At 65.6% G+C, this 22,167-nt stretch carries 20 protein-coding genes; 7 read left to right on the forward strand and 13 right to left on the reverse strand.

What is annotated here, in order from left to right:
• Window positions 1-51 precede the first annotated feature (51 nt).
• Together AQZ50_RS19000 and AQZ50_RS19005 are read left to right on the forward strand one after the other, a co-directional pair.
• Window positions 52-723 carry a transposase gene (locus AQZ50_RS19000; protein ID WP_067748979.1) on the forward strand — a complete coding sequence of 224 codons (672 nt, stop codon included), beginning with the start codon at window positions 52-54 and terminating at the stop codon, window positions 721-723.
• Between the two features lie 126 nt (window positions 724-849).
• Window positions 850-1,554: an extensin family protein gene (locus AQZ50_RS19005; RefSeq protein ID WP_067748982.1), complete on the forward strand. Its 705-nt coding sequence runs from the start codon at window positions 850-852 to the stop codon at window positions 1,552-1,554.
• A gap of 65 nt (window positions 1,555-1,619) precedes the next feature.
• Here AQZ50_RS19005 and AQZ50_RS19010 read toward each other — a convergent pair whose 3' ends face one another.
• The 7 genes from AQZ50_RS19010 to AQZ50_RS19040 form a co-directional block, all read right to left on the reverse strand.
• Window positions 1,620-2,234 carry a response regulator transcription factor gene (locus AQZ50_RS19010; protein WP_067748985.1) on the reverse strand — a complete coding sequence of 205 codons (615 nt, stop codon included), beginning with the start codon at window positions 2,232-2,234 and terminating at the stop codon, window positions 1,620-1,622.
• A gap of 291 nt (window positions 2,235-2,525) precedes the next feature.
• Entirely contained in the window at window positions 2,526-3,317 is a 792-nt protein-coding gene (locus AQZ50_RS19015) for a proteasome-type protease (protein WP_067748988.1), read from the reverse strand.
• Window positions 3,318-3,411: 94 nt separating this feature from the next.
• A complete protein-coding gene (locus AQZ50_RS19020) occupies window positions 3,412-4,257 on the reverse strand; it encodes a transglutaminase family protein (protein ID WP_231730419.1) in 846 nt (281 codons plus the stop codon).
• 5 nt (window positions 4,258-4,262) lie between these two features.
• Window positions 4,263-5,210 (reverse strand): alpha-E domain-containing protein, encoded by a 948-nt coding sequence (locus AQZ50_RS19025; RefSeq protein WP_067748994.1) that lies wholly within the window; start codon window positions 5,208-5,210, stop codon window positions 4,263-4,265.
• Between the two features lie 30 nt (window positions 5,211-5,240).
• Complete coding sequence (locus AQZ50_RS19030) at window positions 5,241-6,674, reverse strand: circularly permuted type 2 ATP-grasp protein (RefSeq protein WP_067748997.1); 1,434 nt, start codon at window positions 6,672-6,674, stop codon at window positions 5,241-5,243.
• A gap of 200 nt (window positions 6,675-6,874) precedes the next feature.
• A complete protein-coding gene (locus AQZ50_RS19035; protein WP_067749000.1) occupies window positions 6,875-8,164 on the reverse strand; it encodes an MFS transporter in 1,290 nt (429 codons plus the stop codon).
• Window positions 8,165-8,460: 296 nt separating this feature from the next.
• Window positions 8,461-9,306 carry an esterase/lipase family protein gene (locus AQZ50_RS19040; protein ID WP_369801443.1) on the reverse strand — a complete coding sequence of 282 codons (846 nt, stop codon included), beginning with the start codon at window positions 9,304-9,306 and terminating at the stop codon, window positions 8,461-8,463.
• Window positions 9,307-9,555: 249 nt separating this feature from the next.
• On the opposite strand from AQZ50_RS19040, the gene uvrB reads away from it, so the two are divergent.
• Window positions 9,556-11,742, forward strand: a complete 2,187-nt coding sequence (gene uvrB, locus AQZ50_RS19045) for an excinuclease ABC subunit UvrB (protein ID WP_067749006.1) — start codon at window positions 9,556-9,558, stop codon at window positions 11,740-11,742.
• Window positions 11,743-11,786: 44 nt separating this feature from the next.
• Window positions 11,787-12,335, forward strand: a complete 549-nt coding sequence (locus AQZ50_RS19050) for a hypothetical protein (RefSeq protein WP_231730420.1) — start codon at window positions 11,787-11,789, stop codon at window positions 12,333-12,335.
• Here the strand turns inward: AQZ50_RS19050 and AQZ50_RS19055 are convergent.
• From AQZ50_RS19055 to tsaD, 4 genes are all read right to left on the reverse strand, one after another.
• Entirely contained in the window at window positions 12,332-12,802 is a 471-nt protein-coding gene (locus AQZ50_RS19055; RefSeq protein WP_067749009.1) for a hypothetical protein, read from the reverse strand. The two genes, AQZ50_RS19050 and AQZ50_RS19055, sit on opposite strands and share 4 nt — an antisense overlap.
• Window positions 12,803-12,869: 67 nt before the next feature.
• Window positions 12,870-14,357: a lipopolysaccharide biosynthesis protein gene (locus tag AQZ50_RS19060; protein WP_197412565.1), complete on the reverse strand. Its 1,488-nt coding sequence runs from the start codon at window positions 14,355-14,357 to the stop codon at window positions 12,870-12,872.
• Window positions 14,358-14,478: 121 nt separating this feature from the next.
• Window positions 14,479-15,501, reverse strand: a complete 1,023-nt coding sequence (locus AQZ50_RS19065; RefSeq protein ID WP_067749014.1) for an NAD(P)H-dependent glycerol-3-phosphate dehydrogenase — start codon at window positions 15,499-15,501, stop codon at window positions 14,479-14,481.
• Entirely contained in the window at window positions 15,498-16,547 is a 1,050-nt protein-coding gene (tsaD, locus tag AQZ50_RS19070) for a tRNA (adenosine(37)-N6)-threonylcarbamoyltransferase complex transferase subunit TsaD (protein ID WP_067749017.1), read from the reverse strand. The genes AQZ50_RS19065 and tsaD overlap by 4 nt, the downstream gene beginning before the upstream one ends.
• A gap of 45 nt (window positions 16,548-16,592) precedes the next feature.
• Between tsaD and hemC the strand changes: the two genes are divergently transcribed.
• The 3 genes from hemC to AQZ50_RS19085 are packed head-to-tail and all read left to right on the forward strand — an operon-like array spanning window position 16,593 to window position 19,254.
• Window positions 16,593-17,570: a hydroxymethylbilane synthase gene (gene hemC / locus AQZ50_RS19075; RefSeq protein WP_082703812.1), complete on the forward strand. Its 978-nt coding sequence runs from the start codon at window positions 16,593-16,595 to the stop codon at window positions 17,568-17,570.
• Window positions 17,571-17,575: 5 nt separating this feature from the next.
• The gene (locus AQZ50_RS19080; RefSeq protein ID WP_067749022.1) at window positions 17,576-18,271 is read left to right on the forward strand and encodes a uroporphyrinogen-III synthase; all 696 of its coding nucleotides are present in this window, start codon (window positions 17,576-17,578) and stop codon (window positions 18,269-18,271) included.
• A gap of 32 nt (window positions 18,272-18,303) precedes the next feature.
• Window positions 18,304-19,254, forward strand: a complete 951-nt coding sequence (locus AQZ50_RS19085; protein WP_067749025.1) for a hypothetical protein — start codon at window positions 18,304-18,306, stop codon at window positions 19,252-19,254.
• Here the strand turns inward: AQZ50_RS19085 and AQZ50_RS19090 are convergent.
• Together AQZ50_RS19090 and AQZ50_RS19095 are read right to left on the reverse strand one after the other, a co-directional pair.
• Window positions 19,251-20,417 (reverse strand): FAD-dependent monooxygenase, encoded by a 1,167-nt coding sequence (locus AQZ50_RS19090; protein ID WP_231730421.1) that lies wholly within the window; start codon window positions 20,415-20,417, stop codon window positions 19,251-19,253. The genes AQZ50_RS19085 and AQZ50_RS19090 overlap by 4 nt on opposite strands.
• A 50-nt stretch (window positions 20,418-20,467) precedes the next feature.
• The gene (locus tag AQZ50_RS19095) at window positions 20,468-22,144 is read right to left on the reverse strand and encodes an alkaline phosphatase family protein (protein ID WP_067749031.1); all 1,677 of its coding nucleotides are present in this window, start codon (window positions 22,142-22,144) and stop codon (window positions 20,468-20,470) included.
• Window positions 22,145-22,167: the final 23 nt, after the last annotated feature.

Genomic DNA, 22,167 nt, shown 5'->3' on the forward strand with positions numbered 1-22,167 from the left:
GGGGTTACGGTGACACTTTACTAAATCCCCAATCCAGACTATCCGAAAGGCATGGCACGCTTACCCCGAGTCGTCCTTCCCGGCATCCCGCACCACATTACCCAGCGGGGCAATGGGCGGCAGCCGACGTTCTTCGAGGATGGCGATTATGCGCTCTATCTCGATATGCTGGCCGCGGCTGCGGATCGGGCGCAAGTGAAAATATGGTCCTATTGCCTGATGCCCAATCACGTGCACATCATCCTTTGCCCCCAGGACGAGGATGGCTTGTGGCGAACCTTTGGCGATTTGCACCGCCGGTACACTGGGTTCATCAATGCGCGTCGCCGGACGACGGGGCATTTGTGGCAGGGGCGGTTCGGTTCGGTAGCCATGGATGAGGCGCACTTTGTCACCGCGCTGCGCTATGTTGCGCTCAATCCGGTGCGCGCGGGGCTGGTGCGCAAGGCACAGGACTGGCCCTGGTCGAGCACGCGCGCCCTGATCGCGGGGCACAGTGATCATGTCGTCGATGTTGCGCCCGCGCTGGAGCGGGTCGGCGATTTTGCCGCTTTCCTTGGGCAGGATTTCGATGAAGCGCTGACGTATGCCGCCTTGCGCAAAGCGGAGAGTATCGGCCGACCGATCGGTTCGCCCGAATGGTTGGCGGACATGGAGGCGCGTACCGGCCTGACGCTCGCGCCGCAGAAGCGAGGGCCGAAGCCCAAACGCGAAGAGGCTTGATAATCGGGCAGGCAAACCGCGCGAACCGGAAAAATACGCCCAGACGCGCGAAATTTGAGTCGAATGCGCAAGAATCCTGACTGACCGGAAAGGGTTTATTGACCATAGTTGCGCAAAGGATAAGCCATGGTCAGCACTGCTCCGACTCCGCGTCGCGGCCCAGCACCGCGTTTGGCGATCCGCCGATGGCTCGCTGTGTCTGGCGCGATGGCGCTGTCCGCCTGCGTCGGCAGCCCGGCGCACCATGCCACACCGCAGCGATCCACGGCCCGGATTGCTCCCAGCCCGAGCGGACGGCAATGCCTGTCCAGCCTGGGCCAGAGCCAGGTCAATTTCACCCCCCTGCCCGACCAGTATTTCGGCGCCGGTTGCTCGACGATCAACACGGTGCGCCTGTCGTGGCTGCGCAGCGACGATGCGCATCTGCAACTGGCCAATATGGGCCCGGTGACCTGCTCGCTCGCCTCTGCGCTCGAAGGCTGGGCGCGGTTTGGCGTCGATCGCGCCGCGCGCCTGACGCTGGGCAGCCCGCTGGCACGGATCGATACATTCGGCAGCTATAACTGCCGCAACGTCGCCGGAACCGACCATCGCAGCGCGCATGCCACTGCCAACGCAGTCGACATCGCCGCTTTCGTCCTCGCCGACGGACGCCGCATCTCGGTCAAGGGCAACTGGTCAGACGGGACCCCGGCAGAACGCAATTTCCTGCGTGTGGTCCGCACCAGCGCGTGCAAGCGCTTTGCCATCGTGCTGACGCCCGATTACAACATCGCGCACCACGATCACTTTCACCTCGAAGTCGGCACCCAGCGACCGATCTGCCACTGATCCCCAAAAAACGGGCTCGGCCGATCGGAGGGCGCCCTCCGATCGGCCGAGCGCCCTTCGCGGTATCAGGCGGCGTCCAGCCCCGTTGCCTCGATGCGCAACCGCACGGCCTCGGCGGCATGGCGGGCGCCGAGCTTGCCCATCATTTTCATGCGGTGAATTTCGACCGTGCGCGGGCTGATTTCGAGATCGCGGGCGATCGCCTTGTTGCTGCATCCTTCAGCCAGGCGATCGAGCACTTCACGCTCGCGCAAGCTGAGCCGGGCGATGCGTTGACGCGCCTCGGCGGCGCGGGCCCGTTGTACGCGGTGGGTCTCTGCCTCGCGCGAGGCGCGGGCAATGGCTTCGTTGAGCGGGGCGATCTGCTGTGGCACGGCGAGATAATCGAGCGCGCCGGCCTTGATCGCGCGAACAACGTCGCCAGTATCGGGGGTTTCGGCAATCGCGATAACGGGCAACCATTGCCCTGCGCGCATCATCGCCGCGATCAGCAAGGCGATCCCTTCGCCAGGCGGATCATCATGCGCCAGAACCAGCCCACCGGACGGAGCGTGCGATAGCAGCTCGTCCGTGTTGGCATAAATCTCGGCATGGTGCCCTGCCGCGAAGGCAAGGCGGGCGAGCTGCGCGCGGCGGGTTGAATCGCCATCGAGGATGTGCAGGGTGACGCGGTCGATCATGGTTTTTCTTAAACCAGTGTTTCATGGCTTTACGCCAATGGGGTTAGTTTCATTACGAACCCAACCCTTCGACCATCACAGAGGTTATACCGCACAATCCTTAGGGAATTCGCCTCCGATACGGAGACGTCTGCAAATGCAAAGCTTTTCCGCAGCGGGCCGGGCTCGGCCATACGTGCTTATGCGCAGCGATGTATGAGTCGAAGGTTTTCCGATAGCCTGAATGCGCTAACCAATTTGGCTAAGCAATTATCCTGAGTACCTATACTTACAAACCCGGATCGCACCGGATCAGGATATTGGCGCGCCACCCTCGCCACCGAGCCCGCCGGTCTCAAGATCATAGGCGGGCAATGACTGAAACGCGCGTCGCAAGGCATCGCCCCACCCGCGCGAGATCGCGCGAAAATAGGGATCGTCGGCAAGGATCCGGCGCTGGTGAATCGGGGCCAGCCGGTCGCGCTCGATCACCATGAGATCAAGCGGCAGCCCGACCGACAGATTGGCCGCCAGCGTCGAATCGAACGAAACCATCAACAGCTTGACCGCATCTTCGAACCGCATCGTCCGGTCATAGCCGCGCAACAGGATCGGTCGCCCGTACTTCGTCTCGCCGATCTGGAAAAACGGCGTGTCAAAGCTCGCCTCGATGAAATTGCCTTCGGGGTAGATCAGGAACAGGCGCGGTGCCATGCCCTTGATCTGGCCGGCCAGAATGATCGAGGCGGTAAAGCGCGCGCCTTCCGCCTGCGGCCCGGCCTCGGGATCGGGCAATTCACCCGGCCCCTCGATCACCCGGCGCAACATCCGCCCGACTTCGCTGGCGACCTGAAACATCGTCGGCGCCTCAAGGATCGAGGGGTGCCTGTCGCCCGGAACCTTGTTGCGTTCTTCAAGCTGGCTGATCACCGATTGCGTCGTCGCCAGATTGCCCGATGTCATCAACGTGATCACGCGCTCGTCCGGCACGTGCCAGCTGAACATCTTGCGAAACGTCGAGATGTTGTCGACGCCGGAATTGGTCCGGGTGTCGCTCATCAGCACGAGGCCGGCATCGAGCATCATGCCCACGCAATACGTCATCAGATGGTTCCAGCCCCGGTCATGGCTGCTGCCCTTAGCCCCGGTTGACCGATTCGCAAAACCGACAATCCCCGGAAGTCAGGCGCGCCCTTGATCAGGCCGTCGCCAGAGCCCGCACGCTGAGCGTGATCGTCATCCGTTCGACATCTTTGGCCTCATCGCCGACAGGGACGGTATAAGTCAGCCCCTTGATCGGCGCGGCCTCGTCATAATCGCGCCCCGAGGCAACGCGGACATAGCGCGCGTCGGGACAGACCGCATTGGCAACGTCAAACCCGACCCAGCCGAGCCCTTCGACAAAGCCTTCGGCCCAGCCGTGCCCGGCATCCTGTTCCTCGCGCTCGTCCATCGCCAGATAGCCGCTGACATAGCGCGCCGGGATGCCCAGCGTGCGCGCCGCCGCAATGAAAACATGCGCCTGATCCTGGCACACACCGCGCGCCGCCGTCAGCGCGCCTTCGGCCGTGGTCGCGACATCGGTATGCCCCGGCGCATAAACCACCGCCTCGCGCACCCGTGCGGTCAGCGCATGCAACGTCGCCAGCCGGTCATGCGCGGCATCGCCGTTCAGCCCGTCGACCAATGCGGCAATCCCTGCGCCCGCGCGCGTCAGCGGCGTTGCGCGCGTAAAGTGCCACAGCGGCAAATAGCCGATATGCCGCCCGAACACCCCCGCCTCATCGCGTGTTTCGATAAGGCCATGCGCCCGGATCGTCAGTTCGCGCGCGCCGGGTACAATCCCGACCAGCGTGACCCGGTTCAGGTTTTCATCGTCATAGCCGACTTCGACATGCGCACCTTCGCATTCGATGTCCCAGGCGATCACCGTCTGCCCCGGCGATGTCACCGGGGTCAGCCGCAGCCGTTGCAGGCCCTGCCGCACAGGGCCGGGGAAGTGGTACGTGGTGACATGGTCGATCGCCAGGCGCACAGGTTTCACCTCCCTTATTCGACAAACCGGTAATCGCGCTGAATCTGCTGCGCGAGCCGGTTGTTGCAGGCGAGAAATTCGCCGATGAACTGATGCAGCCCCTGCTCGAAAATCGCCTCGATGGTCAGCGCCGAAAGGCGCGCCTCGCTGGCTCGCTGAATGGCATGGGCCTCTGTCTCAAACCCGTATTCGCGCGCCAGATAGGCCAGATGACCCGACAATTCGGCATAACAAAACGCCAGACTGCGTGGAAACCGCTTGTCCAGGATCAGGAATGACGCAATTCCGCGCGGGTCCATTTGCCCCGCGTTGAGCCAGCGATAGGCCCGCTCACCCGCCACCGAACGCAGCACGTTTTCCCATTGGACATTGTCGAGGCTCGACCCGACCGCCGACAGGCTGGGCAGCAGGACATAGTATTTCACATCGAGAATGCGCGCAGTGTTATCGGCGCGTTCGACAAACGTGCCGATCCCGGCGAAATCATAGATGTCGTTGCGCAACATCGTGCCTTCCATCGCGCCGCGCACCAGCGTCGCCTGGCGGCGGATGGCATCGAGCACATCGCCCAGCCGCGTTTCGGTCACCGGCCTCGCCAGCACCTCTTTCAGCTTCATCCAGCTTTCGTTGACCGCTTCCCAGACTTCGCGCGTGATCCCGGTGCGCACCATGCGCGCATTGGTCCGCGCCATTTCGATCATCGCCAGCACGCTCGCGGGATTGTCGCGATCACGCAGGACAAAGTTGAACACGTGCGGCCCGGTGATCTCTTCGCCATGGCGGGCCGCATAGGCGCGCTGCATGCCCAGTGTGATCAATACACTGCGCCATTCCTCGCTCGCCGCGCCGCTGTCGCGGGTCAACGCCATGCGAAATCCCGCCTCGATCAGCCGGGCGGTGTTTTCCGCCCGCTCAAGATAACGGAACAGCCAGAAAATCCCGTTTGCCGACCTGCCTAGCATGTTGTGCTCACCCGCGCTCCGAACCCCTGATCAATCATCCAGCACCCAACTGTCCTTGGTCCCCCCGCCTTGCGACGAATTGACCACCAGCGAGCCCTTTTTCAGCGCCACGCGGGTCAGCCCCCCCGGGGTGATGTCTACGCCGTGCGGGCTGACCAGAACAAACGGGCGCAAATCGACATGGCGCGGCGCCAGCCCCGCCTTGGTAAAGATCGGCACGGTCGACAGCGACAGCGTCGGCTGGGCGATATAGTTGTCCGGCCGCGCCCGCAGCTTTGCGGCGAATGCGGCAATTTCCTTTTTCGACGATGTCGGCCCGATCAACATGCCATAGCCGCCCGACCCGTGCACTTCCTTGACCACCAGCTCGGCCAGATTGTCGAGCACATAGGCCAGCGCATCGGGCTCCGAACAGCGCCAGGTCGGCACATTGGCCAGGATCGGCTTTTCGCCGGTATAGAATTCGACGATCTCGGGCATGAAGCTGTAGATCGCCTTGTCATCGGCGATGCCCGTGCCCGGCGCGTTGGCGATGGTGATCCCGCCAGCGCGATAGACGTCCATGATCCCGGCAACGCCGAGCACGCTTTGCGGATTGAACGACAAGGGATCGAGGTAATCGTCATCGACCCGGCGATAGATCACGTCGACCGGTTGCCAGCCCTTGGTCGTGCGCATGGCCACGCGCCCGCCTTCGACTTTGAGATCGCTGCCTTCGACCAGCTCGGCGCCCATCTGATCGGCCAGGAAAGCATGCTCGAAATAGGCCGAATTGTGAATGCCCGGCGTCAGGACGGCGACCCTCGGCTTGTCTCCGGCAAAGGCCGCCGGGGCACAGGCGGCCAGACTGCGCGCCAGCCGCCGGGGATAGTCCGATACCTCGCGCACGCGCACCTGCGTAAACAGCTCGGGAAACATCGCCATCATCGTCTCGCGGTTCTCCAGCATGTAGGAGACCCCCGAAGGCGTGCGCGCGTTGTCTTCCAAAACCATGAAATCGTCTTCGCCGGTGCGGACGAGATCGACCCCGACGATATGGGTATAGACCCCGCCCGGCGGCGTGAACCCGGCCATCTGCGCAAGATAGGCGGCATTGTCGCGCAACAGCCGTTCGGGCACGCGCCCGGCACGGACGATTTCCTGACGATGGTAAAGGTCGTGCAAAAAGGCGTTGAGCGCGCGCACCCGCTGCTCGATCCCGCGCGACAGTTTGCGCCATTGGCTCGCGGTGATGATCCGCGGCACCGAGTCAAACGGGATCAGCCGCTCTTCGGCATCGGCAGCGCCATAGACGTTGAACGTGATCCCGGTTCGCCGAAAAAAAGCCTCTGCCTCGATACCCTTGCGCTTCAACAGGCCGGGCGCTTGTGCATCGAGCCACTGGCGATACCCGGCATAAGCAGGGCGCACCGTGCCATCGGCTTCAAGCATCTCGTCATACGACGAGGACGAGGTTCGGTTCATAGGCTCATCCCGTATGCACGTCCCTTATGCACCCCGTTGCTCGCACAGGTTTGCCCACCCGGCAAGCCGGCCCGTTGCAACTGCAAAATTATCGGTTCGTTCCATCTGTGCATGACGTGATCTGGCCCTACCCTTTTCAGCCGGAGCGGATCGCGGCAACGCCCTTTTAGGGGAATTTCCACCAAACTGGTTGACCAGGATCACTGTGTGACGAGTCTGCGTCGAGTGCGCGCCAGCGCCCCCACAAACACCAGCGCCAGCGCCTGCACCGCAACCAGCCCCCAAAACCCGGCACGAAAGCTGCCCGTGGCATCGCGCGCCATGCCCCATACGATCGGCCCGACAAAGGCGCCCGCCTGGCTCATCGCATTGACCATCGCCGTTGCCACCGCCATGTCGCGCGGGGCCACCAGATCGGTACACGCCATCCACACCGACAGCGTCACCGAGCCCCAGCACGCGACATAACAGCCATAGGCGATCAGCCCGGTCGCGCGCCCGCCACCTGCGGCAAACAGCAGATAGGCCAGAAGGACCATAGCCGTGCTGCCCGCCATGAACGGCATGCGCGTGCCCAGACGGTCCGAAGTCCAGCCGGTAAACAGCATCCCCGCCGCCCCCGCCAATCCGCCCAGCGAGACCAGATAGCCAACCGAAGCGACCGGCCACCCGGTTGCCTGGCCCAGGATCTGCGGCTCGGACAGGGTAAACGTGTAATAGGCGCAAGTCGTCAGAAACCCGACGATCCCCAGCAGGAGCACCACCGGAAGACGCAGCGCGCGCAACAGATGCCCATGCTCGCGCACCGGCCCCGCATCCTCGGCCAGTCGCGCCGCCAGCCAGTCCTTTTCCGCCGCGCTCAGCCAGGCGACTTTATGCGGCGCTTCGGGCAGCAGCCACAGCACCAATATGCCCACCAGAACGGCGGGCAGCCCTTCGACCAGAAACAGCCATTGCCACCCCTTCAGCCCGCCCGCGCCGTTCATCGCCAGCAACCAGACCGAGACCACCCCCATCACCACGCGGGTCAGCGGCCCGGAGATGTAAAACCGGCTGATCGCCCGCCCCCGCGCCGCCTTGGGAAACCACAGCGACAGGTAAAAGATCACCCCCGGAAAGAACCCGGCCTCGGCCAGCCCGAGCAAAAACCGCAGCACGTAAAATTGCCAGGCGGTGTGCACCAGCATCATCGCGGCGGCGAGCATCCCCCAGGTAATCATGATCCGCGCGATCCACCGCCGCGCGCCGACGCGTTCGAGCAGGATGTTCGACGGCACTTCGAACAGCGCATAGGACAGGAAAAACACACCCCCGCCAATGCCATAGACCGTCGCCGAAAAGCCAAGATCGGCATTCATCGTCCTGGCGGCGAAACTGATGTTCGACCGATCCATGAACGCGACCATATAGGCCAGGCCCAGCAAGGGGATGATCCGCCAGCCGGCGCGACGCAAAACGCCCGCGCCATCGACCGCTACCGACTGATCCATGCCATCCCCTGTTCCCGCCTATGCCGAAGAACTATGACGCGGGAAAACGCGACCTGCCAAGCGGCAATTAGCCCCGCCCCTGAGGGCTATGGCCTTCACGCATCTCAACTATGCATATTTCATGCAGGCAAATCAAACAGGTCCGCTCGTCCTGAGCCTGTCGAAGGACGCGCACCGAGGCCTGCGCCGCGCACTTGCCGCATCACCCGACCAACCGCCACGCGCGTCCTTCGACAGGCTCAGGACGAGCGGATATTTCTGAAAAAACAGTTCCATATCTCAATGCGTGGGCGGGCTTATTCCCCCCGATCGAGCGTGGTAATCTGCGAAACCACCGTGCGCGCCACCTCGGGATGCCCGGCAAAGCCCAGATGCGTACACCGCAACGCCACGGCGCGATCGCGCTCGCCCGGTCGCCCGCACGAACTGCGCGGCGAAACGATCCCGTCGCGCGGGCTCCACAGCGCGATCGTCGGCACCGGCGGCTTCGCTCCGAAACAGCGCTCGCCCACCGGCGGCGCATCGACGGCATGCCCGGTAATCGCCTGATAGGCGCGCCAGGCATTGTTTGCCCGCCGGTCGCCCGAAAATGGCGATCCCATGGTGATCACCATCGCCACCGCCTCGGGATGGCGATGCGCAATCTCGCGCGCGAACAGACCGCCAAGGCTCCATCCGACCAGCACCAGCGGCTGCCCCTCGCGCCGCGCCAGCGTCACCACGCGTTCGCACAGCCGGTCAAACCGATCCGCGCTCGGCCCGAAATTGAAGCCCAGCCCCCAATCGGAAACCCGGTGCCCCGCGCTCTCGAGCGCATGCGCCAGCCCCTTCATCCGCACCGGATGCGTGCCGAACCCGGGCAACAGCATGACCGGGCGCGACACACCGGGCGGTGGAACGATCGAAGGCTCGCGCCGCTCCACCCGCCCCGCGCTCCACAATTCATAGGGCGTCTTCAATTCGCTCAGCAGCCGCGGCAACGCAGGCCCGCGCGCCTCGCTCGGCCGCGCCTGAAACGCCAGCGCCCCGCGCTTCGCGATTTCGCGTCGCCAGTCCGCCACACGCGCAGACGCATCGCGCAGCATACCGCCGAGATCACGGTCCGCGACTCGCGGCAGGGAAAGAGAAAGTCGTTGGGTCATCACCATAAGCTGCCCGTACTGGGATCAACCCACGATGAACGCCACACATTTCAGATTGTTTCAAATTGATGTCAGAAATCTCCGCAAGCGCCAAATTTTTACGCCCCCGCTACTCCCTGACGCACGCCCCCCGCCACCGACGCCCTCGCGAAAATGCCCCCGCCCCCCACGCCCGATTGCGGAACGGGACAGGAACGCCCATATTCGGCACAGTCGTCTGTCCCACACCCGGAAATCCACGCAAACACCATGGCCGAACTCGTCATCCGCAGGGGCCTTGCCGAGCCCGATACTTCGGGCACATTCGTCCCGCACAAGCCGCAGCGGCCGGAAAAGTCCGAAGGGGGGCGGCCGTTTCGCGTGGTGTCGGAGTATCAGCCCGCAGGCGATCAGCCGACCGCGATTGCCGAGCTGGTTTCCGCCGCGCGCGATGGGGATCGCACGCAAGTCCTGCTCGGCGTCACCGGATCGGGCAAGACCTTCACGATGGCCAAAGTGATCGAGGAATTACAGCGCCCGGCGCTGATCCTCGCCCCCAACAAGATCCTCGCCGCGCAGCTCTATGGCGAATTCAAGAGCTTCTTTCCCGACAACGCAGTCGAATATTTCGTCTCGTATTACGACTATTATCAGCCCGAAGCCTACGTCCCGCGCTCCGATACCTATATCGAGAAGGAAAGCTCGGTGAACGAGGCGATCGACCGCATGCGCCATTCGGCGACGCGGTCCTTGCTCGAACGCGATGACGTGATCATCGTCGCCTCGGTGTCGTGCATTTACGGCATCGGCTCGGTCGAGACCTATTCGGCGATGATTTTCGACCTGAAAAAGGGCGACAGCGCCGACAACCGCGAAGTGATCCGCAAGCTCGTCGCGCTGCAATACAAGCGCAACGATCATGCCTTTGCGCGCGGCATGTTCCGCGTGCGCGGCGACAGCCTCGAAATCTTTCCCTCGCACTACGAAGACACCGCCTGGCGCATCAGCTTTTTCGGCGACGAGATCGAGGAGATCGCCGAATTCGATCCCTTGACCGGCAAGAGCGGCGCCCGGCTCGACAAAGTGCGCGTCTATGCCAATTCGCACTATGTCACCCCCGGCCCGACGATGAAGCAGGCCGCCGACGCGATCCGTTTTGAACTGTCCGAACGGTTGAAGGAACTGACCGGCGAAGGGCACCTGCTCGAAGCGCAGCGGCTCGAACAGCGTACCAATTTCGACCTCGAAATGATCGCCGCCACGGGATCGTGCGCGGGGATCGAGAATTACAGCCGGTTTCTCACCGGGCGCCTGCCGGGCGAGCCGCCGCCGACCCTGTTCGAATACTTGCCCGAAAATGCGCTGCTGTTCATCGACGAAAGCCATCAGACCGTGCCGCAAGTCGGCGCGATGGCGCGCGGGGACCACCGGCGCAAGCTGACGCTCGCCGAATATGGCTTTCGCCTGCCGAGCTGCATCGACAACCGCCCCTTGCGCTTCAACGAATGGGACGCGATGCGCCCGCAGACGGTCGCGGTTTCAGCCACGCCCGGCACCTGGGAAATGGATCAGACCGGCGGCGTGTTTGCCGAACAGGTCATCCGCCCGACCGGGCTGATCGACCCGCCCGTGCTGATCCGCCCGGTCGAGGATCAGGTGCAGGACTGCATCAACGAATGCCGCAAGGTCGCCGAGCAAGGCTATCGCACGCTGGTCACCACGCTGACCAAGCGCATGTCCGAAGACCTGACCGAATTCATGCACGAGGCGGGGCTTCGCGTGCGCTACATGCATTCCGACGTCGAAACGCTGGAACGCATCGAGCTGATCCGCGATCTTCGGCGCGGGGTCTATGACGTGCTGGTGGGCATCAACCTCTTGCGCGAAGGGCTCGACATTCCCGAATGCGGCCTCGTGTGCATTCTCGATGCGGACAAGGAAGGGTTTTTGCGCAGCGAAACCAGTCTGATCCAGACGATCGGCCGCGCCGCGCGCAATGTCGACGGACGCGTGATCCTTTATGCCGACCGCATGACCGGATCGATGGAACGCGCCATTGCCGAAACCGACCGCCGCCGCGCCCGGCAACAGGCCTATAACGAAGAACACAATATCACGCCCGCGACGATCAAGCGCGGCATTGCCGACATCATGGCCGACACCGCGAGCCGCGACAGTGTGCTGGTCGACATCGAAGACGACGATCACAACAATCTCGTCGGGCACAACCTGCGATCGTATATCGAAGATCTCGAAAAGCGCATGCGCGCCGCCGCCGCCGATCTCGAATTCGAGGAAGCGGGCCGCTTGCGCGACGAAATCCGCCGCCTCGAAGCCAGCGAACTCGGCCTGCCCGAAGGCGACCATAAGGCGCCGATCGTCGGCCGCAGCAACGAAGGCAAACCCGGCACGCGCAAGACCCGCTATGGCAAGTCGCAGCGCAAATGGGGCAAATGACCCGGACTTGCCGACACCTGCGATCATTGCCTATAGCAAGCCTTGTGAATAACTTGCACCGGGTTCGCCACTGCGCTGCCATCGCCGCCCTGATCGCTCTTGCCGCCTGTTCGCGCCCCGCGCCGCAACCGCAGGGCGACGCCGGGCCACTTGATGCGCACCGTGTGGCGCTGCCCGCCGCCGATCCCTTGCCTGCCCCCCCCTTGCCCGCCAACGCCGACGGCAAGGCCACCTGGTCAAAAGATGGAGAAACCGCCCGCTTTGGCGTGTCCGGCGCAGGCCCCCTGCTGACGCTCGCCTGCACCGAGGGTCGGCTGGTCATTACCCGTCCGATCCCCGCCGAGCTCGGCGCGGGTGCGCTGTTCGCCATCGAAGGGCCCAAGCGGATCGTGCGCGTGCCGGTCGACGCGACACAGGTGCCGGGCACGCGCGGCTATATCTGGCAGGGCAGCATGGACGGCGCCGACACCAATACGGACGTCTTCACCGGCCCCTTCACCGGCACGCTGCCCGGCGGAGGCCTGATCAAGGTCAGCACCGGGGATGCGGCGCGCGATGTGGTCCACCGCTGCCACGCCTCGAAAAAAAGCTAAAGCTTGCCGAATTTAGCTTCGTAATCAGCGGTATCGCCGCCCGCGAGGAGGGTCGCCTGTTCGATCCACGAATCGCGCGTCGGTCGTCCGGCAAACGCGCCCAGTCTGGCATCGATCGCGGCCAGATCCGCATCGGTCCAAGCGGCAATCTGCGCATAGCTCGTCACGCCCAGTTCACCCAGCAAGCGGCTGAGCTTTGGCCCGACGCCCTTGATCCGCGTCAGATCATCGCCGCCCGCCACCACCGGCGCCTCCGCCACAACCGGCGGAACGATCGCCGCCGCAGGCGGCGCATCGATCAGGGCGGTGTTGCGCTGCGCCGGCCCCGCGCCTTCGGACAGGACATCGCGATATTCGCGCCGGGGCGCCGGGCGCTTGCGCCGGGTAGCCAGGAGCCAGAGCAGCCCCAGCAGCACCAGCACCGCCCCCGCGGCAAACAGCGGGTTGGCTTCGATCCACGCGATCATGTCAACACTCCATCATGGGTCAAATCGGGCATGGGTCAAATCGGGCATGGGTCAAATCGGGCATGCGTCAAACCGGATCCTTGCGGAACAACACCCGGTCTTCCGGGCCAAACCCGACGCGCCAGATCACCAGGCAATAGACCCCGAGGATCGCCGGCAGGCCCAGCACAAGCTCCGCCCATTCGGGCAAGAGGTGCGCGACCGCGCCGACCGCGATCGCCGGGACCGCCGCCCAGATCAGCGCCCAGCGCCAATTGTTGATCGGTTCGCCCAGAATGCGCGCCAGCAAGCGCGATTTGAGCAGCGAACTCGTCCCCAGCGCCAAAGCCATCGCCAGCGCCGCCAGCGCCGATTCCCCGACCGAGGTCATGCCCGCGCGATTTCCGGCCAGAATGAACCCCACGGTCAGCGCGCCCTGCATCACGATGGTGCCGAGGCTGATCCACAAATTGCGCATGCGCGCGACATAGATCAGCGCCGCCTCGCTCACCACAGCCGTCGCCGCGACGACTTCCGCCGCCAGCAGAAAGAACAGCGCCAGCGTGCCGCCGACGAAATCGGGCCCGCCCAGCCCCATCAGTGCCGCGCCCGGAATGGCCAGAGCCAGCGCGATCCCGGCCTGCGCAGCGGTAATCCAGAAGCCGACCTGGCACACTTGCGCGGCGATTGCGGGCATATTGTGTGCGCGCACGTTGCGCGTGATCACCGGGCCCAGCACCGGCTCGAAACTGGTCTTCAGCTTCTGCGGCAGCGAGGCGAACTGCTGCGCGAAGTAATAGATCCCGAGCGGCGCCTCGCCGATGAAAAAGCGCAGGATAAACACGTCGATCTTGCGCGTGCCCCATTCCACCGCGTCGGCCCCGGCCAGCGGCATATTGCGCACGGCCAATCGCAACAGCGCCAGCGGACGCGGCCGCCAACGGCGCGGCAGGCCATAAGCCCGCACCAACGCCACCAGCGCCACCGCCGTCGCCGCCCCGACCGACGCGAGATAGGCAAGCGCCAGCCCGCCTTCGGGATAGACGAAATAGGCCAGCCCCGCCGTGATCGACAGCGTCCACGGCTCCACGACGGCACGCGCGCGCACCGTCGTTGCCACGTCAAAGCGGAATGCCAGCGCAGCCAGCGCGATGTCACCGACCGCCATGGCCCACACCGCCAGGACCAGCAGTCGCTCGGCCTGGCTGAAATTGCCTTTGGGATACATCGATTGGGGAAACAGCCAGATCAGCACCGACATCGCCCCTGCGAGCAGCGTGGTGACCAGCAGCGCGTCAGCCACGGCATGGGCCGCCGCGTCGGGATCCTGCACATGACCGGCGCGATGGCCGGCTTCGGGCCAGGCGGTTTCGGCAAGCCGCTGCGCCAGCCCGCGCTTCTGCCCCAGCGTCGCCATCTGGCCGGCGAATTCGACCATCACCAGCGCCGAGGCAAAGCGCCCGAGCGCACTCGCGCCGTAAAGTCGGCTGGCAATGAACAGAAAGGGAATCCGCGCGACGAGGCGAATCAGAAAGCCAAAGAAATTGGTGCGTCCGCCTTTGGCCAGCGCGGCAATATCGCCCTCGCCATCCGTATCGAAGGGGCTGACTTCGACGTGACAGGCCTCACCATGAACGGCAGGCAAAGCTGCCCCTGCCCCGTGGGGCACGGTGCCATCCAGTCCGCCGGCAATCGCCTTAGCCAAGCCCCGGCTCCCCCGTCATCATCAAGCAGTCCAGTTCCGACCGCAGCGGCCTTGCCAACAAGGCATGGGCCACTGCCCGCGCCGGGACAGCCCCCGATACCAGCGCCGCGACCGCATCGGCAATCGGCATGCCGATTCCGCGCGCCCGCGCCAATTCCGCCAGCACCGGCGCCGTAAAGGCCCCTTCGGCAACCGTGCGCCGGTCGGCCAGCAGACTTGCCGCATCCGCCCCTTCACCCAGCGCCTTGCCCAATGAAAAATTGCGGCTCGACATCGAATTGCACGTCAACACCAGATCGCCCAGCCCCGACAAGCCGGTCAGCGTTTCTGCCTCTGCGCCGAAAGCCAGACCAAAGCGAACCATTTCGGCATAACCGCGGCTGATCAGTGCCGCGCGCGCGTTTTGACCGAGCCCCAGCCCTTCGACCACGCCACAGGCCACCGCCAGCACATTCTTGACCGCGCCGCCGACTTCCGCGCCGATCAGGTCGTGCGAATAATAAGGGCGAAAGCTGGGCCGCGCGATCACCGGCGCCAGCCGACGCCATTGCGCTTCGCCGTCGCCACAGGCCAGCGTTACCGCCGTCGGCAGTCCGGCGGCGACTTCGTGCGCAAACGTCGGCCCCGACAGGACGGCGATCCCGGCACGCGGTCGCGCCGCGCGCGCGACATCGACCATCATGCGGCCGGTGCCCGCCTCGATCCCCTTGGAACACAGCACGAGATCGCCATCCAGATCGGGCAGCACATCCAGAACGGCGCCCATCGCCTGCGCCGGTGTCACCAAAAGAACCACGCCCAGCCCGGCCACCTCGTCCGCCGCGCCTGTCGCGCGAATCGACGGATGCAACGTCACGCCGGGCAAATAAAGCGGATTGGCACGGGTCGTGTTGATCGTGTCGACAATCGCCGGCTCGCGCGCCCACAGCACGACATCGCGCCCGTCGCTCGCCAGCATCTGCGCCAGCGCGGTGCCCCATGCCCCCGCCCCGATGACGCCGACCGCGCCCGTCATGCCTTTACCCCCGCGCCGCGCACAGGCGCCGCATCGACATCGAGCGGCCAGCGCGGCCGCGCCGCGACATCGAGCGGATCGATCAGCCCCAGGGCAAACCGCTCCGCCCCGGCCCAGCCGATCATCGCCGCATTGTCGGTACACAATACCGGCGGCGGCGCGACCAGCGGCAAACCGGCCTCGGCAGCCAGCCCCTCCAGCGCGCCCCGCAACGCCTGATTGGCCGCGACCCCGCCTGCAATCACCAGCGCCGTGACAGGGCCGCTCGCACCAAGCGCAATCCGCGTCCGATCGACGATGCAATCGATCGCAGCCTGCTGAAACGAGGCGGCCAGGTCGGCAGCCGAATATTGCCCGGATTCGTGCGCGCGCAACACGGCGCTTTTCAATCCGGCAAACGAGAAATGCGGCTCGCCGCTGCCCACCAGCGGACGCGGCAAGCGCACGGCGTGTGGATTGCCCTCGCGCGCCAGCCGTTCGACCGCCGGGCCGCCCGGATAGCCGAGCCCGAGAATCTTGGCCGTCTTGTCAAAGGCTTCGCCCAAAGCGTCGTCGATCGTCGTCGCCAGGCGGCGATAATCGCCCAGTCCGCGCACTTCGAGCACCTGGCAATGCCCGCCCGACACCAGCAACAGGAGATAGGGATAGGCCAGCGTCGGATCGGCCAGACGCGGCGACAACGCATGCCCTTCGAGATGGTTGACCGCGATCAGCGGCTTGCCTGCCGCCATGGCCAGCGCCTTGCCCGTCACCAGCCCGACCATGACCCCGCCGATCAGCCCCGGCCCGGCGGTCGCTGCAATCGCATCGATCGCATCGAGCGTAATCCCGGCATCGTTCAGCGTCGCGGCGACCATCGGCGCCAGCACTTCGACATGCGCGCGCGCCGCGATTTCCGGCACCACCCCGCCATAGGGCCGATGCGCCGCATCCTGCGAGGCAATGCGCTGCGCGACGACGCGCGCTTCCAGCGTTGCGCCGCGATCATCGATCACCGCCACTGCGGTTTCGTCGCACGAGGATTCGATGCCGAGGATCAGAGCCATGGGGAGCTTTCCCTTAGAGATAATCGCGGGTACGGCAAGCGGCGCATGACAGACACACTGACACCCTCGTCGAACGCTGGCGTTCGCGCCACACCTTTCCCGTCGCGCCCCGTCCGCCTTGGCACGCGCCAGTCGCCGCTCGCCATGGCCCAGGCCGAAGAAACCCGCGCGCGCCTTTGCGCCGCGCACGGCTGGCCCGATACGGCGGTCGAGCTCGTCCCTGTCGTCGCCAGCGGTGATCGCATCCAGGATCGTCCGCTCGCCGAAATCGGCGGCAAAGCCTTGTGGACCAAGGAGCTCGACCACTGGCTCGCCGACGGCACAATCGATGCGGCGGTCCATTCGATGAAGGATGTCGAAACGCTGCGCCCGGCAACCCTGGTGATCACCGCGGTCCTGCCGCGCGCCGATGTGCGCGACGTACTGGTCGGCGCAGACAGCATCGCCGCCATTCCGCCAGGCGCCCGCGTCGGCACCAGTGCCCCGCGCCGCGCCGCGCAAATGCTCCACGCCCGGCCCGATCTGACGGTTGTCTCGTTTCGCGGCAATGTCGCGACGCGCCTCGCCAAGCTTGAACGCGGCGAGGCCGATGTCACCCTGCTTGCCGCGGCCGGTCTCGAACGGCTGAACCAGCGCGCGATCGGCGCTCCGCTCGATGCGAACGAATGGCTGCCCGCCCCGGCGCAAGGCGCGATCGGTATCGAATGCCTGGCCGCGCGCGATGATTTGCGCAGGCTGTTCGCCGCCATCGACCACGCCCCGAGCCATGCCGCGATTCGCGCCGAACGCGCGCTGCTGACCGGCCTTGGCGGCACCTGCCACAGCCCGATCGCGGTGCTGACCCGGCACACGGGCGACGCGCTGCACCTGACCGCCGCCTTGTTCAGCCCCGATGGCGCACACCGCGTTACCGGCGAAGCGACCGTGCCGTTGAGCGATCCCGAAGCAGCCGCCCGGCTGGCCGCCGACTTGCTCGACCGCGCCCCCCCGTCGATTCGCGCCCATTTCAACGGCGCAGGCTGATCGCGATGCACCCGGTTCATCAGCGTCCGGTGCTCGTTCTGCGCCCCGAACCGGGCAACACCGCCACATGCCGCGCCGCCCATGCCCACGGGCTTCATGTCCATGCCGCCCCGCTGTTCGTCTATGCGCCGCTTGACTGGGCCCTGCCCGATGCCGTGCCATGGGACGGCTTGCTGATCGGCAGCGCGGCGGTCTTTGCCCATGGCGGGCCACTGCTCGACACTTTGCGCGCCGTGCCGGTCCATGCCGTCGGCCCGACGACCGCGCGCGCGGCGCTGAAGGCAGGCTTTGGCGTCGCCGACACCGGCAGCGGCGGGCTTCAGACCATGGTCGGCGCCTTGGCGCAGGGGCGCTATTTGCGGCTGGCGGGCGCGGCGCATGTCCCGCTCGCGCCACCGGCGGGCGTCGAAATCGTCGATGTCGTGGTCTATACGGCCAAACCGCAGCCGCTGGCGCAGAGCGCGATTGATTGCATCAGGCGCGAACCGGTGCTGGCCTTGCTCCATTCCGGCGAAGCGGCGCGATGGTTTGCCGAGCAATGCACCGCGCATGATCTGCCGCGCAGACAGATCGCGCTGGCCTGCCTTGCCCCGCGAATCGGCGCCGCAGCCGGGGAAAATTGGGAACGCGTTGGTATTGCGCAAAGACCCGACGATGAAGCTCTGCTTTCCTTGGCGCGACAAATGTGCCAGACAGTGTGACTTCGGGGCAACGTATAAGCGAAAAAACACGGATGCAGGAAATGACTTTCAGCCCGATGGTCGATTCGCGCCCGCCATCGCGATCACCCCGGCGCGGCCCGGCCGTCGCGCTTGCCGCGCTCATCCTGGCGGGACTGGCAGGCGGCGCGTGGTACGGCTGGCACACCGGCTGGCTGCGCACGGCATTGCCCCAGGCCAGCACAATGCTCGGCTCTGCCCCCGCCACCTCGTCCAGCGCAGCGCCCGGCGGCACAACCGCTGCGATCGTCGCACAGGGCAATCTGATCGCCACCAATGCCGCCCTGGCCGACGCCACCGCGCGCCTGACTGCGCTGCAACAGCGGCTGGCCGAGCTCAACCAGCAGGCAATCTCCGCCTCGGGCCAGGCAAGCCGCGCCGAAGCCGTGCTGGTCGCCTTTGCCGCGCGCCGCGCCGTCGAACGCGGCCAACCGCTCGGCTATCTTGAAACCGCGCTGCGCGTCCGCTTTGGCGACACGCAGCCGACCGCCGTCGATCAAATCGTCGCCGCCGCGCAAAAGCCGGTCACGATCAGCGGTTTGACCGAAGAATTCATCAAGCTGCAACCACGCCTGTCGGGCGGCCCGGCCAACGAAGGCATTGGCGACTGGCTCTCGCGCCAGATCGGCGGCCTGTTCATCATCCGCCACGACGACATGCCCTCGCCCGCGCCGGAAAGCCGCCTCGCCCGCGCCCGCGCCGCCCTCGCCGGAGAGCGGGTCGATCTGGCGATTGCCGAAGTCGAACGCCTGCCGGGCAAAGACGCGGCGACCGACTGGCTGGCCCATGCCCGCGATTGGGTGGCCACCGAACGTGCGCTCGACCAGATCGAAAGCGCCGCGCTGTCGACGCCGACCGTTGCGCCGATCCCGACCCCGGCCCCGACGTCAGCCCCGACTGCACCGGCTCAAACTGCACCGGCTCAAACTGCACCGGCTCAAACCGGCACGGCACACCGGCCCTAGGCCTGCAACAGCGCGGGCAGTTTTCCGCTCATCCCGCGCGCTTCGTCCATGAAAAACCGCTTGAGCGCGGGGCTGCGCTGGACGCCGGCCATGCCCAGCCGACGAAGCGCCGAAGGCAGCCGACCGGGAATTCCGAACAGCCGGGTCAGCACATCGGTCGCGCCAGAAACCATGAATCCGTCAAGCGCGCGCCAGCGTTCATAGCGCTTGAGCAATTGCGCATCGCCCGGATCGAGCCCGAGCCGCATCCCTTCGGCGAGGACTTCGACCAGCGCGGCCACATCGCGCAGCCCCAGATTCAACCCCTGCCCGGCAATCGGATGCATCCCGTGCGCGGCATCGCCGACAAGGACCAGCCGCTGTTCGGCCACTTTTGCCGTATGATGGAAATCGAGCGGGTATGACGAACGCGGCGTGGCCAGCGCGACTGCCCCGAAAATGTCGCCCATGCGGCGCGTGATCTCGCCGACAAAGGCATTTTCGGGCAAGCCGAGCACGCCTGCGGCATCCTTTTCCGCCACGGTCCAGACCAGCGCGCTGCGATGGCGCCCTTCGTCATCATCGCGCAGCGGCAAAAGCGCAAAGGGGCCTGCCGGATAAAAGATTTCCCAGGCGACATTGTCGTGCGGCCGTTCGTGGATCAGCCCGGCGATGATCGCGCGGTGATGATAGCTCCAGCGCGCAGGAGTAAACCCGGCCTCGTCGCGCGTGGGCGACCGCCGCCCTTCGGCTGCAACCAGCAAGCGGCCTTTCAGCTCGCGCCCGTCGGCCAGCGTGACCGCAACCCCGTGCGCGCCGCGTTCGCGATCGACGACTTGCGCATTGGGCAGGAAGGTAATCAGATCAAGGCCTGCGGCGACCTCGTACATCACCAGCCGCAAGTCGCGATTGGCAAACATCCGCCCGAGCGAACCATCGCCTGCCTCGGGCCGGAAATCGATCCGCCCCGGCTTCATCGCGTCGCTGACCGCGATCGCCGCAATCGGGCAACCGCGCGCTTCCAGCGCTTCGGCCATGCCGAGATTGGTATAAAGGTTCCAGCTCGCCGTCGAAATCGCCGAGGCGCGACCATCAAATCCGTCGGCAGTCTGGGTCGCCGGATCGGACGCATCAACCACCACACTGGCAATGCCTTCGCGCGCCAGCCCGATCGCCAGCGTCATGCCGACCAGGCCGCCGCCCAGGATGATCACGTCACTCGAAAGAACTTCGCTCACGGTTGCACTCCGCAGGTCGTGCCGGGCCCGGCATCGAGATCAAGACAGCGCCCGTCAAACGTATCGGGCGGCAGCTTCAATCCGACCCATGCCGCCAGCGTCGGGGCAATGTCCACCGTTTCCACCGCGCTCGGCTGTTCGAAAGTGGTCATCCCCTTGCGCCAGAACAGGATCGGCACACGCCTGTCATAATCCCACGGGCTGCCATGCGTGGCGACATAGCCCGGCCCCGGCACCGGCATGGCCATCACGCCGCGCTTGAGCAAGACGACGAAATCGCCCGAACGCGGCGCATAGAACGACGCGCGCGCGCGCTGGATCAAGCTCCAGGTTTCGGGTGAGCCCTTGGGCATCGGCGTAGCCCCAAGCTCATCTGCCGCAAACACCGCCGCCACTTGCGGATGGCCAAGCAAATCCTCGCGCGCAGCGGCCATCGCCGCCGCCTTTTGCGCCGCAGTCAGGTCGCGCCGCACCCAGACATCGCCTGCCGCGCCATCGGCCTGAAACAGACCGGCGGGATCGAGCCCGAGCTTTGCCCCCACCCGCTCGGACAAGGCCTTGGGCAACAGCGCCACGTCGGCGCGCTCGGCCTGCGGCAGGGCCTGCTGGCGCAAGCGTTCGGGCATGTCGAAACCGCCGTGATCCGCCGTCAGCACGACGCCATAATCGATCCCGCGCGCATCGAGCGCGGCAAAGAAATCGCCCAGCGCAGAATCGAGCTGGTGCAGCTGAATGCACATCTCGGCGCCTTCGGTGCCGAAACCATGGCCGATATAGTCGGTCGCCGACAGGCTGACTGCCAGCACGTCGGGGGACACCCCGCGCCCCAGCCGGTCGGCATCGACCAGCCGCGTCGCCAGGTCCAGCACCGCGCGGTCAAGCCGGGGCGAGGCGCGAAAGCGATTCGCATCGCCCGCCGGAAGCGCGAAACGGCCCGTGCCCACCGTCACCGCGCCCGCGCTGATCGCGTGATCGCGCGGGGCGCAATAGTCGGGCAAGGCATAGCCGGCATCGCCCGCCGCGAGCACGGCGCCCGTCGCCGCGTTCTGTTGGAGCGCCACCCGGCCCACAGTCTGGCCTTCGAGCGTGACGAAGCCCTTGCCTTTCCACCAATAGACTTCGTCGATGCGATGCCCGCCCATCATCAGCGCGGCGCGATCCTTGCCCGACACCGCGATATTGCGGCTGGTCGGCCAGACCGCCTTGATCCGCTCGCCCAGCGTCGGCACCAGCAAATGCCCGACCGACGCGACATAGTCCCCCGGCGCAGCGGCCTTCGTTTCGTCCTCGGCGCAATAAACCGATTTGTTGGCACGCGCGACCGACTGATCGATCCAGGTGTTCGCAATGATCCCGGTGTGCGCCGGGCGCATCCCGGTCAGGATCGTCGAATGGCCGGGGCAGGTCTCGGTCGCGGCGTGCGACTGATACCCGGCGGGAAACACCGCGCCGTTTGCCAGCCGGGCCAGGCCGCCGGTAAAATGCGACCGATACTGGGCAAACAGATCGGCCGAAAACTGATCGACGGCAATCGCGATCACCAGCCTGGGCGCATCAGGCGCGGGCGCGGGAGCCTGCGGCGCGGGCGCATCATGGCTGCGGGCGAAAACCGGCTGAGCCAGAGGCAGTACGATGCTGGCCACAATCAGCATGGCCTTGCGGGCAAAGGTCATGGGTCTTGATGCTCCTTGGCGGG

The organism is Novosphingobium sp. Fuku2-ISO-50, assembly GCF_001519055.1.
In the GTDB taxonomy this organism is placed as follows: domain Bacteria; phylum Pseudomonadota; class Alphaproteobacteria; order Sphingomonadales; family Sphingomonadaceae; genus Novosphingobium.